The 11,887-nt window shown below is 57.5% G+C and carries 12 protein-coding genes; 1 reads left to right on the forward strand and 11 read right to left on the reverse strand.

The window, feature by feature from the left end; genetic code table 11:
• Positions 1–381: 381 nt before the first annotated feature.
• From ACR0IM_RS22095 to ACR0IM_RS22135, 9 genes are read right to left on the reverse strand one after another with little or no spacing between them, the layout of a single operon-like run.
• Complete coding sequence (locus tag ACR0IM_RS22095; protein ID WP_480683240.1) at positions 382–1,119, reverse strand: metallophosphoesterase family protein; 738 nt, start codon at positions 1,117–1,119, stop codon at positions 382–384.
• A 12-nt stretch (positions 1,120–1,131) separates the two neighbouring features.
• Positions 1,132–2,187: an aldolase/citrate lyase family protein gene (locus ACR0IM_RS22100; protein ID WP_480683241.1), complete on the reverse strand. Its 1,056-nt coding sequence runs from the start codon at positions 2,185–2,187 to the stop codon at positions 1,132–1,134.
• 14 nt (positions 2,188–2,201) lie between these two features.
• Positions 2,202–3,002, reverse strand: a complete 801-nt coding sequence (hpaH, locus tag ACR0IM_RS22105) for a 2-oxo-hept-4-ene-1,7-dioate hydratase (RefSeq protein ID WP_480683242.1) — start codon at positions 3,000–3,002, stop codon at positions 2,202–2,204.
• A complete protein-coding gene (locus ACR0IM_RS22110) occupies positions 2,999–3,853 on the reverse strand; it encodes a fumarylacetoacetate hydrolase family protein (RefSeq protein WP_480683243.1) in 855 nt (284 codons plus the stop codon). The genes hpaH and ACR0IM_RS22110 overlap by 4 nt, the downstream gene beginning before the upstream one ends.
• The gene (locus ACR0IM_RS22115) at positions 3,853–5,334 is read right to left on the reverse strand and encodes an NAD-dependent succinate-semialdehyde dehydrogenase (RefSeq protein WP_480683244.1); all 1,482 of its coding nucleotides are present in this window, start codon (positions 5,332–5,334) and stop codon (positions 3,853–3,855) included. Before ACR0IM_RS22115 ends, ACR0IM_RS22110 begins: the two co-directional genes overlap by 1 nt.
• A gap of 24 nt (positions 5,335–5,358) precedes the next feature.
• Positions 5,359–6,201: a 3,4-dihydroxyphenylacetate 2,3-dioxygenase gene (hpaD, locus tag ACR0IM_RS22120; RefSeq protein WP_480595894.1), complete on the reverse strand. Its 843-nt coding sequence runs from the start codon at positions 6,199–6,201 to the stop codon at positions 5,359–5,361.
• 43 nt (positions 6,202–6,244) lie between these two features.
• Complete coding sequence (gene hpaD / locus ACR0IM_RS22125; RefSeq protein WP_480595892.1) at positions 6,245–7,099, reverse strand: 3,4-dihydroxyphenylacetate 2,3-dioxygenase; 855 nt, start codon at positions 7,097–7,099, stop codon at positions 6,245–6,247.
• A 52-nt stretch (positions 7,100–7,151) separates the two neighbouring features.
• Positions 7,152–8,660: a 5-carboxymethyl-2-hydroxymuconate semialdehyde dehydrogenase gene (gene hpaE / locus ACR0IM_RS22130; RefSeq protein WP_480683245.1), complete on the reverse strand. Its 1,509-nt coding sequence runs from the start codon at positions 8,658–8,660 to the stop codon at positions 7,152–7,154.
• Positions 8,661–8,672: 12 nt separating this feature from the next.
• Positions 8,673–9,062 carry a 5-carboxymethyl-2-hydroxymuconate Delta-isomerase gene (locus ACR0IM_RS22135; protein WP_480683246.1) on the reverse strand — a complete coding sequence of 130 codons (390 nt, stop codon included), beginning with the start codon at positions 9,060–9,062 and terminating at the stop codon, positions 8,673–8,675.
• Between the two features lie 105 nt (positions 9,063–9,167).
• Here ACR0IM_RS22135 and hpaR point away from each other — a divergent pair, with 105 nt between their 5' ends.
• On the forward strand, positions 9,168–9,608 hold the full coding sequence (gene hpaR, locus ACR0IM_RS22140) for a homoprotocatechuate degradation operon regulator HpaR (protein WP_480683247.1): 441 nt from the start codon (positions 9,168–9,170) through the stop codon (positions 9,606–9,608).
• A gap of 67 nt (positions 9,609–9,675) precedes the next feature.
• Here the strand turns inward: hpaR and ACR0IM_RS22145 are convergent, their stop codons facing one another.
• Positions 9,676–11,028: an aminotransferase class III-fold pyridoxal phosphate-dependent enzyme gene (locus ACR0IM_RS22145; protein ID WP_480683248.1), complete on the reverse strand. Its 1,353-nt coding sequence runs from the start codon at positions 11,026–11,028 to the stop codon at positions 9,676–9,678.
• A gap of 32 nt (positions 11,029–11,060) precedes the next feature.
• The gene (locus ACR0IM_RS22150; RefSeq protein WP_480683249.1) at positions 11,061–11,840 is read right to left on the reverse strand and encodes an IclR family transcriptional regulator; all 780 of its coding nucleotides are present in this window, start codon (positions 11,838–11,840) and stop codon (positions 11,061–11,063) included.
• Positions 11,841–11,887: the final 47 nt, after the last annotated feature.

The following is an 11,887-nucleotide window of genomic DNA, read 5'->3' on the forward strand; positions in this document are numbered from 1 at the left end:
CATAAGGCGTATCTCCAATCTTGTCGCCAAACTGAAGGATTCGCCAAACTCAAACCTCACTGATTGCGATATCTGATTGCAGGAAACGACATAATCCAGCAGAAACCGGCCGCTGGCTTTCGCCACAAAGAAGATAGGTTGGGCCTATCGCACCCCTATGTCCGGATTGTTTGACGAGAAATCAGGATGTTTGTTTCTCACGAAACTCAAGAGGGATTGTAAGGGGCAACGTTGCCGATCATGAGACTTTGATCCAGTGAAGCGGCATATACTCCTCTCATGGCCGAAAGCATAGCTGTGATCGCCACTGGCGCATGAGCGAGTGTTTCAACGTCGCCAAGACTTTTTTGTAACGCGCTGTCAACAATTACCGAAAGATCTTCAGAAAGCTCGAGGCGTCAGGGAAGTTCGGCCCTTGTCCTGCAACATCCAACACTCTGATCCTTCAAAAACCACGGCGGACAATGATCGGCCATATCCTGCTCCGGTGTCGATGTTCACACGGTTTCCGTGGTGTTCCGGTTTAGCGACGTGGGTATGGCCATGAACAACCAGCCACGGGTAGGGGTCCGGGCAGTTTAAAAATTCTTCTCGAATCCAGATCAGGTCATCGTGATCCTGTCGATCTAAAGGAATGCCGGGCCGTATTCCTGCATGAACAAACAACAGGTTATCGTGCAGATAGTAGGGGACCAGCCCTGCCAGAAAACCGATATGTGCCTGCGGAACAGCAGCCTTGGCCTTGGCGTGGATCTGATAGGTTCGATCCCCGTCTTTCACCTGAACGCCATAAGATCTCAGCGTCTCAACCCCGCCGATCCGGGGATGCAGCCAATGATAGCCTACCAACAGGCGCGCATCGTTTCTTGGGTAATCCTCAAGAAACATAGCGCACATCTGGTCGTGGTTGCCGCGCAGGAATGTCCAGTTTCTACCTTCGGATCGCCCATTTATCAGAAGGTCCAGAACCTCGCGACTGTGGGCGCCGCGATCCGTGTAGTCACCGATAAAGACGATTTGGGCATCAGGCCCGCCGTCTTTTTCTATGCGCGCCAACGCGTCCTCCAACATGATCAACTGACCGTGGATGTCGCCTATGGCGTAGATGGGATCAGACATTTTTTGGTGCTTTTATTCAGACCAATTGATGCGGATCTCTTCGCGAAAGGCGAAACGCACCAGATGAGCTTCGATTACATCTTTCCAACGCGCCAAATCGCCTCGAGGACCGGTCACTGCGGTGAGAGTCAGGGTGGTATCGTCCGCTTCGAGGGTCACACTGTTTCCATCTGCAAAGATCACGCTACCCTTCTTCTCATCAAAACTGGCCTCGGCCTTGTGCGACCAATGCTTACAGAGTTGCTGCAGGTATTTGCCGGCTGCAGCGGTTTGGGCCGCGCCCGAGGCGATCTGGTCCGGCAACAGGCCCAGCCCTGCTTTTGCAGCGTTGCGCATTGCTGTTGCAAATAATGTAACGTCAATATTAGTGGCCACAAAGCTGGCCCCCAAGTCCAGACATTTGCGCTGCATCACCGGATCAAGGGTTAGGATACCCGCCGCCTTGCCCGCAGCCACGATGCGGGTCAGCGCGTCCAACACGGCCTCAACTACATCTGAGTGACCAGCATTGCCGATATGGCCCATGTCGGCGGCCAGATCGGAGGGGCCGATGAACACCCCATCCACATCGGTCGCCAGAATATCGTCCAGCGCCGCCAGGCCAATTTGGTTTTCCACCTGCACCAGTAGGCAAATCTGTTCGTCCGCCGTTTTTAGATAGTCCGGGATTGCGGCAAACCGCGAGGCCCGCGCCAGCGCCGAGCCCACGCCCCGCACGCCATGCGGCGGATATTGCACCGCTCGCACCAGTTCATGCGCCTGATCGCCACTTTCGACCATGGGCACCAGAAGGTTTTGCACTCCGGCGTCCAGGTATTGCTTGATCATCCAGGTCTCGCCAATCGGAAGGCGCGCAACCGGGGTGCTGCCCGATCCTTCGATCACTCGCACCTGTTCAAGGATCGAGCGCAAATCGTTCGGCGCGTGTTCACCGTCGACCAGCAGCCAGTCGAATTGCGCGGTTGCTGCGATCTCGGCCGTATAGGCATTGGCCAACCCAACCCAACAACCGATCTGGGGCCGCCCGGCCTTGAGAGCGGCTTTGAACGTGTTCTTCGGCACAGGCATGTGCAGTGTTCCTTTCAGGCGAATATGACATCGACAGAGCCAAACGGTCCGAAATCGGCATGTATTTCAGTGCCGGGTGGGCATTCGACCGGGCGGATAAAGCTGCCGGACAGGATGACCTGACCGGGATCTATACTTTGGCCGTATTGCGCCATGCGGCGGGCCAACCAGACAACGCTTTCGACCGGGTCGTTAAGCACGCCTGCACCCAGGCCGGTTTCCTCGATCTCGCCATTGCGGAAGGCCAAGGCACCGACCCAGCGCAGGTCAATGGCATCGACGGCGTGCCGTTCTGCACCCAGTAAAACGCCCGCATTGGCCGCATTGTCGCTGATCGTGTCGAACACGGTGCGGGCTTTGCCCGTCTCGGGATCGATCCGCTGAATACGGGTGTCGAGGATTTCGATCGAGGGCGCGACGTAATCCGTTGCGGCGATGATCTCGTCGCGGGTGACGTTTTCGCCGCCAACTGCGGATTTCATCACAAAGGCAATCTCAGCCTCAATCCGCGGCTGGATGAAACGGCCCGCCGGGACAGTTCCACCGTTTTCAAAAACCATGTCGTCAAACAGGATGCCACTGTCGGGAATGTCGATGTTCAGCGCATATTGCATGGCCTTCGAGGTCAGGCCGATCTTCCAGCCGATCACCTTACGCCCTTCGGCCAGTTTCTGGCGATAGATGGCGTTTTGCACCTCATAGGCGTCGTCTATCCCCATCTCGGGGTAGCGCAGGCTCAACAGGCCGATCTGCTCACGCGTACGCTCAGCCTGCAGCAGATCAGCGGCGGCGCTTGTATGATCCTCGGGGGTCATACCTGTTCGTCCTCGACAGTATTGCGCAGCGTGCCTATGCCTTCGACCGAAACCTCGACCACGTCGCCTGGAGCAAGGTACTTCGGGGGATCAAATCGCGCCCCTGCCCCTGTGGGCGTTCCGGTAACGATGATATCGCCCGGCTGCAGGGTCATGAAGGTCGAGATGTATTCGATTTCACGCCGGATCGGGAACATCATGCGGTTCAGGGTATCGTCCTGGCGCAGCTCGCCATTCACATGGGTCTGGATGCGGGCGTCATCCAGTTGCGCCGCATCGGTGAACGGCACCAGCCATGGGCCGATTGCGCCCGAGTTATCCCAGTTCTTGCCTTGGGTGACGTTGAACTTGGCGTGCCGCACCCAGTCGCGGATCGTGCCTTCGTTGCACAGGGTCAGGGCTGAGATGTGGTCATAGGCGTCTTCCTCTGAAATCCGACGCCCGGTTTTGCCGATTACGATGGCCACTTCGCCCTCGTAATCCAGCGAATGGTTTTCCGGCGGACGGATCAGCGGGCGGTCATGGCCTGTAAATCCGCTGGCAAAGCGCGGGAACAGCGACATGTATTTCGGCTGCGCGCTGCCATCCTTGTATTCCGCATTGCGATCAGGAAAGTTCACCCCAACGCAAAGGATGCGGCGGGCATCGGGCATGACCATCTCATAGGTAAGGTCTTTGTGCGTCACCTCCCGGCCCTCGGCAGCCGCGGCCAATTGATCGAACATTCCGGCGGTGATCACCTGGTACAGGCTGCCGTAATCGGGAAAGGCGTCATTCAGCGCGATCGCGCCGTCATCGGTGATTGCGCCAAAGTAGGTTGCGCCATCGGCGGTGTAGGTTGCAAAGCGCATCAGGCCTCCTCGGTGGCATCGATGCCACCCATGCAGATGTATTTGAGTTCCATGAAGTCATCGAGCCCATAGCGGGACCCTTCGCGCCCCAGACCCGACATCTTGACGCCACCAAACGGGGCTTCGGCAGTCGAAATCAGGCCAGTGTTGACGCCCACCATTCCGTATTCCAGACCCTCGGACACACGCCAAACACGGGCCAGATCCCGGGAATAAAAATACGAGGCAAGCCCAAACTCGGTGTCATTGGCGGCAGCTACGACCTCGTTTTCGCTGTCGAACCTGAACAAGGGCGCGACAGGGCCAAAGGTTTCCTCGGTCGCCACTGCCATGTCCGAGGTCACACCGGTCAGGATGGTGGGCTCAAAGAAGGTGCCGCCAAGCGCGTGGGGCTTGCCCCCAAGCGCAATCCTGGCACCTTTGGAAGTTGCGTCTCCGACATGTTCGGCCACCTTGTCCACGGCGGCCTGATCGATCAGCGGGCCAAAAATGACGCCCTCGTCAAACCCGTTGCCGGTCGGCAGGGTCGCTACCCTGGCAGCCAGTTTTTCGGCAAAGGCATCATAAACACCGGCCTGCACGTAGATGCGGTTGGCACAAACACAGGTCTGCCCATTGTTGCGGAACTTGGCGATCACGGCCCCTTCGACGGCGGCATCCAGATCGGCATCGTTGAACACGATGAACGGCGCGTTGCCGCCCAGTTCCAACCCCAGTTTCTTGATGGTCGGCGCGCATTGGGCATAAAGCATCGCGCCAATCTCGGTCGACCCTGTGAAGGTCAACTTTTGAACGATCGGGCTTGAGGTCATTTCACTCCCAATCGCACGCGCCGATCCGGTGATTACCGAGAACAGACCAGCAGGCAGCCCCGCACGTTCGGCCAGAACGGCCAGCGCGATTGCCGAAAATGGCGTCTGGCTGGCGGGCTTCAGCACCATGGAACAGCCAGCAGCAAAGGCCGGTCCGGCCTTGCGGGTGATCATGGCGTTGGGAAAGTTCCAGGGCGTGATAGCGGCCACGACACCAATGGGCTGTTTGACAGTGATGATCCGCTTGTCCGGCGCATGACCGGGGGTGACATCACCGTAAGCACGACGCGCCTCTTCGGCGAACCACTCAATAAAACTGGCACCATAGGCGATCTCACCCTTCGCTTCGGCCAGCGGCTTGCCTTGTTCGGCGGTCAGGATGGTACCCAGATCATCCTGATTTTCCATCATCAGATCGTACCAGCGACGCAAGACTTGGCTGCGCTCTTTCGCGGTGCGTTTGGCCCAGTCTTTCTGGGCGCGCTGCGCATCGGCAATCGCCCCGGCCGTTTCTGCAGCACCTAGATTGGGCACCCGGCCAATCACCTCACCCGTTGCCGGGTTGGTTACGTCAATCGCGCTTTCAGCCTCGGTGGCATCCACCCATCTGGACCCGACCCGCGCCATTTCGGCAAGCAGGCTAGAATCGTTGAGACGCAGTTCAGTCATTCGAATTTTCCTGTCACCCCGGCCTTACACCGAGAAGCTGATATTGGTCTGACCCGTTCCGGAACTTCCGAAATACGGGGTGTAGATGTCGATCTTGCCCTTGTAACTGCCCCATCCAAGGGCGCCGAACAGCAAGGCAGTATCGTTCATGGCACATTCGCCGACGCATTTCTTGGCGTAGTCGGGCAGGAGTTCCAGGAACTCTTCAAAACGGCCCTGTTCCCACAGGTCCAACACCCGCATGTCCATCTGTCGGTTGAACTCTCCATTCACCGAATTCAGACCATCGACCGAGCGTTCGTTGGGCGTGAAATCATGGCTCAGCGACCCCGAGGCCAGAATCGAGACGTTCCGGTCAGACCGTCGGATGCCTTCGGCAATTGCCTCACCCCAAACCCGGTTTTCGGCAATCGACGAAAACTGGTTGACTGCCACAGGCAGAACCCGCGCGTTCACGCCATCGTTGATAAAGTGCATCGGCAGCAAGGTACCGTATTCCATCCCCATATCGGGATGCGAATGACCAAGGGCCCGTTCACCACGCTCGCGCAGAACGTCAAGGATCGTTTCGCCCAGCTCGTGATCGCCGCGATAGTCAAACTCCATATCCGCCAGCATGTGCGGCAGTTCGTGGCTGATGAAACGGCCCTTGTGGTGCTCTTTCGTGTTCAGGTGGAAACCCTGATTGGTGATCCAATGGGTGTCGAAGATGACGAAGGTATCGACCTTGCGATCGATCGCATCCTGACGCAGACGCGCATAGCCATCAATGGCAGGTTGGCGGATGCCTTTGTATTTCGGCATCGTGTGGGACATCCAGATACTTGGCACATGCGTAATCTTCGCGGCCTGTACAATCTTTCCCATGATCGTCTCCTTTCCAAAATGCGTTGCGCGCCTGTCAGCCCGTTCAGGTCACCGGGAAGATCACGTTTGTCTGCCCGGTGCCGGAGGATGGGAAATACTCGGTCACAACCTCGCATTTCTTGTCGTACGCATCCCACCCCAATGCACCATACAGCATCGATGTGTCGTGCATCGAACCTTCGCCGCAGCAAAAGTTAGCGTAATCACCCAGCATCTTGAGGAAGGTAGCGTGGTCGCCGCTCTTCCACATATCCAGAACGTGCAGATCCACTTGGCGGTTGAACTCCGAACTGATGGTGAATGTACCATTGTTTGCGGCGTAGTCCTTGTTCGCCCAAATCTTGTGCGACAGCGAACCCGACGCAACCAGCAGGACCTTTTCATCGCTGGCCTCGACCGCTTCGCGGATCGCCTCGCCCACAATGCGGCTTTCGTCGTGGCTGTGCACCGTGGCCCATGCCGCGACCGATACGACTTTCATATCATGCTCACGGCTCATGAATCGCATTGGAACCAGCGTGCCGTATTCCAGCTCGAGGCTGTCGAGGTGATGCGCCAGCGTATGGGCGCCCTTGTCCGACGCGATTTTGGCAATCGCATCGCCAATCTCGGGGTTGCCTTTGTAGGAATAAGGCAGGTCCTGAATGAACTGCGGGAATTCGTTCGAGGTGAACAAACCCTCGAACTTGTCATTGGCGTTGATGTGAAAGCCCGCGTTGATCACCCAGTGGGTATCGCAAATGATCGCCGTTGTAGCGCCGAGTTTTTTGGCGCGACGGGCGATTTCCCGGTGACCATCTATTGCTGCCTGGCGCTTTCCTTTGATCGGCCCCTCCTGTTCAGACATGAGCAACGTGGGCACGTGGGTCATTTTGGCGGCGAGTACTATTTCTCCCATAGTCTCCTCCTGGAGTTAGAGTTTTTCGCGCGTTTTTTTGAGCCCGTCGGGATTATTTGCCCAACTGCATGATCTTGTGCTGACCGGTGGCAAAGCCGATGTGTTTTTGTTCCATATAGAACTCGAACGACCAGTCGCCGCCATCCCGGCCGATGCCCGAGGCCTTGACCCCACCAAACGGCGTGGGCAGGTGACGTACATTCTCTGAGTTCACCCAGATCATTCCGGCTTCAAGCTTGTCGGTAAAGCGAAGTGCCCGTGTCAGATCGTTGGTCCACACATAACCGGTCAGACCATACGGCGTGTCATTGGCGATCTGCAGCGCTTCTTCCTCGGTCGAGAACGGGATCGAGGTCAGGACAGGGCCAAAGATTTCTTCGCGCGCGATGCGCATCTGGTTGGTGGCGTTGGTGAACAGGGTTGGGCGGATGAAGTATCCCTCATCACCCAGTTTTACACCACCCGCCGCGATGGTCGCGCCGTCCTCTCTGGCGATGTCGAAATAGCTGGTGACCTTGTTGTAATGCTCTTCGGTCACCAGCGGGCCGATTTCGGTCGCCGGGTCCAGCGGGTGGCCAACTTTGATGTTGTTGACGCGCTCGATCAGCTTGGCTTCGAATTCATCCTTGATGCTGTCCTGCACCAGCAGGCGCGAGGACGAGGTGCAACGCTCGCCGTTGATCGAGTAGATCATGAAGATCACTGCATCCAGCGCCCGATCCAGATCGGCGTCATCGAACACGATGACCGGGTTTTTGCCGCCCAGTTCCAAGTGCATCCGCTTCAAGGTGTCTGCGCCCTGCTTGGTGATTATGCTACCGGTGCGGCTTTCGCCGACAAACGCGATGGCCTTGATCAGCGGATGTTCGGTCAGCGCCTTGCCCGCATCCGGGCCAAAGCCGTTCACGGTGTTCAGCACACCTTTGGGCAGACCGGCTTCTTCGGCGATTTCGACCAGCAGGCGGGCCGACAGCGGCGAATCCTCGGCGGGTTTGTGAACCACCGTGCAACCAGCGGCCAGAGCGGGCGCAATTTTCCAGGTCGACAGCATGAACGGCGTGTTCCACGGGGTGATCACGCCAACCGGGCCAATCGGTACCCGGGTTGTGACATTCATCAGAGTCGGCGATTTCAGATGCTGCCCGTCCCGCGCCTGCACCACCTGATCCGCAAAAAAGCGGAAATTCTCGGCCCCACGCAGGGCCGCCTTGGACATGAAACGCAGGGTCTGGCCTGTGTCCCAGCATTCGCACAGCGCAATTTCCTCGGCGCGCACCTCAATCGCATCGGCCACGTTCAACAATATGCGGCGGCGTTCGGTGGCGGGCGTGTCGCGCCATTCGGTAAAGGCCGAATTGGCCGCTTTAGCTGCGGTGTCGATGTCATCCGCCGTGCCGTGGGCGACGTCGCAGATCACCGACTTGTCGACCGGCGATGTGGATTGAAACACACCGGCAGACCCGGCAACGTCCTCACCCGCGATGCGGTTTTTGATGCCCGTCTTTTTGAACCGCGCCAGAAATCCAGCCAGTTTTTCGATGTTTGTGTTCAGTGCGCTCATGCGTCAGGTCTCCTACGTGGACGCGCCAAGGTGATTGCGGATTGTACCGGTCTTGGGCGAAAGCTTCGGGTCGATGTCACGCATCTCAAGCGAGAGCGCGATGGAATATTGCGAGAAGGCGAGGGCAAGATATGCTCTGACCGCCTCAAATATGCGCTGTGTGGCATCCTGCTTGACGTCGTCTGGCCGACCTGCGCGCAGGCGGATCGAGATGTCGATAAAGCCATGCGCCGGATTGCCGTCAGCAATGGCATAATGATCAACCCGAACGGCTCGGACGCGAATGCCCGGCATCGGAAAGGTATCAATCTCTGCAGCCGTGGTCCGGATGCACTCGCACAGGCCACCCATGTCGACCTTGTCCTCCAGGTTCCCGGAATATTCGACGTGAAAATGTGGCATGCGCCCTCCCTTATTGCTTAACATGTTTACTTTTTTACAATCACGCTGTCAAGAACTTGCCTTGTTAATCTTTGCAATTTCAAAACTGGCGCTTTAGAAGGCGGCATGAGCACGCAAAGCCACACAAAAAGTACGTCCCGTTCCCTTCCGATTGCGCTATTGCGCGCACGGGAAACCGTCATGGCACCGATCCGGGATATGCTTCACGACATTCAGCTGACCGAACAAAAGTGGCGCATCCTGAGGGTTCTGGACGAGCTGGGCGAGATTGAACAAAGCGCGATCGCCCACGAGGCCTGCCTGCTGCTGCCCAGCCTCACCCGCATTCTGCGCACGATGGAAGCTGAGGGCCAGATCACCCGCCGCCAGGACAACCAAGACAAGCGCCGTACAATGGTTCGCATCACCGATGCGGGGCGCGCGGTACTGGAAGACAACCTTGCCACGTCGCTGGCGATTTCAAACAATATTGAGTCACAGATGGGCCGCGAGAAACTGGATCAATTGCTGGACCTGCTCGAAGAGTTGCAGGCGGTCAAAGTTTGACTTGGCTTCAGGCTCACTGAAGGATCGGATGCAGCCCTGCCCGTTGCGGTCAGGGCCATTTGCGTGCTCACAGAGTTGCTAGACCAGTATCCAGTGACGACAGAATCTTGGCTACATTTTCGGACGAGATGATAAGGGGCGGTGACAGGATGATGTTATTCCCGGACACGCGCACCATCACACCGTCTTCGTAAGCCGCTTTCTGAACCTGCAGCGGCAGGTGCTTGGCTATAGGTGCCTTGGTCGCACGGTCTGAGACCAGCTCCAGCGCACACATCAACCCCTCGCCACCGCGCACATCTCCGATCACGTCATATTTCTCAGCCAGCTTTTGCAGCCCGGCAAACAACTCATCCCCGCGCGCGGCGGCATTTTCCCAAACGCGCAGGCGCTTGATCTCGGACAGCGCAGCCAGAGCCGCTGCTGCACCAACCGGGTGACCGGAATAGGTATAGCCTTGATCCACCGACGCCTTGCCGGTTTGGTCGTTTTCGAATACCTCGGCGACCACACCCGAGATCATCACCGCTCCAAAGGGGAAATAGCCATTGGTGATCGCCTTGGCCGTGGTCATGATATCGGGCTGCACACCCCAATGCCGCGCACCGCTTTCGCTGCCTGTGCGACCAAAGGCTGTGATGATCTCGTCCGAGATCAGCAGAATACCGTGTTTCGAGCAAACCTCTCGTACCATGGGCATGAAGCTCTTGTGCGGTGGGATAACCCCCCCTGCCCCCAGAACCGGCTCCATGATAAAGGCGGCAACGGTATTTGCCCCCTGAAATGCGATCTCGGCCTCAAGCGCTTTGACGCAGAGCCGCGCCAGACGTTCAGGGTCAGTCTCATCAAACGGGTTGCGATAGGTCCAGGGGGCGGGCACATGAAAGCAACCTGGCATCATCGGCTCATAGATTGCGCGGAACTTTTGATTTCCGTTGACCGAGGCCGCGGCGAAATGGGTGCCATGATAACCCTGCTTCAAGCTGATGAACTTGGTTCGCCCGGCCTCGCCGCGCACCTTGTGGTACTGCCGCGCCAGTTTCAGAGCTATTTCAACCGAATCCGAGCCACCCGAGGTAAAGAATGCACGAGTCAGCCCGTCGGGTTCGAAGAACTGTGCCAGTTCATAAGATAGCTCAATCGCCTTGTCATTGCTGGTACCGCGAAAGGTCGAATAGTAGGGCAGTGCATTCAGCTGATCGGCGATGGCCTGTTTCACCGGTTCGCAGGAATAGCCCAGATTGACGTTCCAAAGCCCCCCGACCGCGTCCAGCGCCTTGTGACCATCGACATCGATAATGCTTACACTTTCACCACCGTTCAGAATGATCGGCGGGTTCTTCTGACTGTCAGCGGGGTGCGCCATCGGGTGCCAGAAGTAACGCGCGTTGTTTTCTTTCAGAAAGTTCGAGTCTTTCATTTCTCGGGTCTCCGGGGTTTGTGTACACCCGCTCAAGGGTGGAATTCGGTTGGAAATGTATCGGGAAGCTGACCGCCAAAACTTGCGGTCAGGTCAGTCGAGAGGGCATGCAGGGCGGTCAGGATTTCGGGCAGCCGTTCGTCGCCGGCACGGCCTTCGGGAACGGCAATCGCAATGGTTCCCAACGCCACCTGATCAATTCCGAATATGGGGGCCGCATAGCCATAGACGCCATTTTCATAGCTTCCACTGCTGTTCGCCCAACCGACTTGGCTGATTGTCGCGACCCGCTCTTTGATCTTGGCCGGGTCGGTCAGCGTAGTGTCCGTGTATCGCACTTGTTCTTCCTGCCCGAGACGCTCCAGCAAGAAGGATGGCCCAAAGCTAAGCATACAAAGACCTGATGCGGTCGCATTGATCGGAAGAACCTCGCTGGGGTCGAGGCTGACCCGTACGCTGTGGCGGTTCGTTTCGACCACCAGCGCGGTTTGAAGCGAATCCTTTTCAAGCAGCGAAAGATGCAGGCTTTCGCCAACGTCCTGCATCGCGACCTGCATTCTTTGGCGGGCACTCTCGATGCCGGGACGGGCGATCTGGCGCAACGCCGCCAGACGTAGCGCGGCCGGCCCAACCGCATAGGACTTGGTCATAGGGTTCTGTTCGATCAGCCCATATTCCTCTAGCGCCCGAAGGTGGCGCAGTGCGGTGGCTTTGTTCAATCCGGACAACCGCGCAAACTGACTTAGCCCGATCTCCGGCCGAGCGTTTGAAAAGTAGTTAAGCATTTTCAAGGCGTTCAGGGCAGCACCCATATGACTCACATCCTCCCGTTAAGGTAATACTTGACAGAACACGCTTA

The organism is Ruegeria sp. BF6, from assembly GCF_056538665.1.

Coding starts and splice junctions, on each gene's coding strand:
- ACR0IM_RS22095 (WP_480683240.1), bottom strand. CDS start 1,119: ATGTCTGATCCCATCTACGCCATAGGCGACATCCACGGTCAGTTGATC.
- ACR0IM_RS22100 (WP_480683241.1), bottom strand. CDS start 2,187: ATGCCTGTGCCGAAGAACACGTTCAAAGCCGCTCTCAAGGCCGGGCGG.
- hpaH (WP_480683242.1), bottom strand. CDS start 3,002: ATGACCCCCGAGGATCATACAAGCGCCGCCGCTGATCTGCTGCAGGCT.
- ACR0IM_RS22110 (WP_480683243.1), bottom strand. CDS start 3,853: ATGCGCTTTGCAACCTACACCGCCGATGGCGCAACCTACTTTGGCGCA.
- ACR0IM_RS22115 (WP_480683244.1), bottom strand. CDS start 5,334: ATGACTGAACTGCGTCTCAACGATTCTAGCCTGCTTGCCGAAATGGCG.
- hpaD (WP_480595894.1), bottom strand. CDS start 6,201: ATGGGAAAGATTGTACAGGCCGCGAAGATTACGCATGTGCCAAGTATC.
- hpaD (WP_480595892.1), bottom strand. CDS start 7,099: ATGGGAGAAATAGTACTCGCCGCCAAAATGACCCACGTGCCCACGTTG.
- hpaE (WP_480683245.1), bottom strand. CDS start 8,660: ATGAGCGCACTGAACACAAACATCGAAAAACTGGCTGGATTTCTGGCG.
- ACR0IM_RS22135 (WP_480683246.1), bottom strand. CDS start 9,062: ATGCCACATTTTCACGTCGAATATTCCGGGAACCTGGAGGACAAGGTC.
- hpaR (WP_480683247.1), top strand. CDS start 9,168: ATGAGCACGCAAAGCCACACAAAAAGTACGTCCCGTTCCCTTCCGATT.
- ACR0IM_RS22145 (WP_480683248.1), bottom strand. CDS start 11,028: ATGAAAGACTCGAACTTTCTGAAAGAAAACAACGCGCGTTACTTCTGG.
- ACR0IM_RS22150 (WP_480683249.1), bottom strand. CDS start 11,840: ATGGGTGCTGCCCTGAACGCCTTGAAAATGCTTAACTACTTTTCAAAC.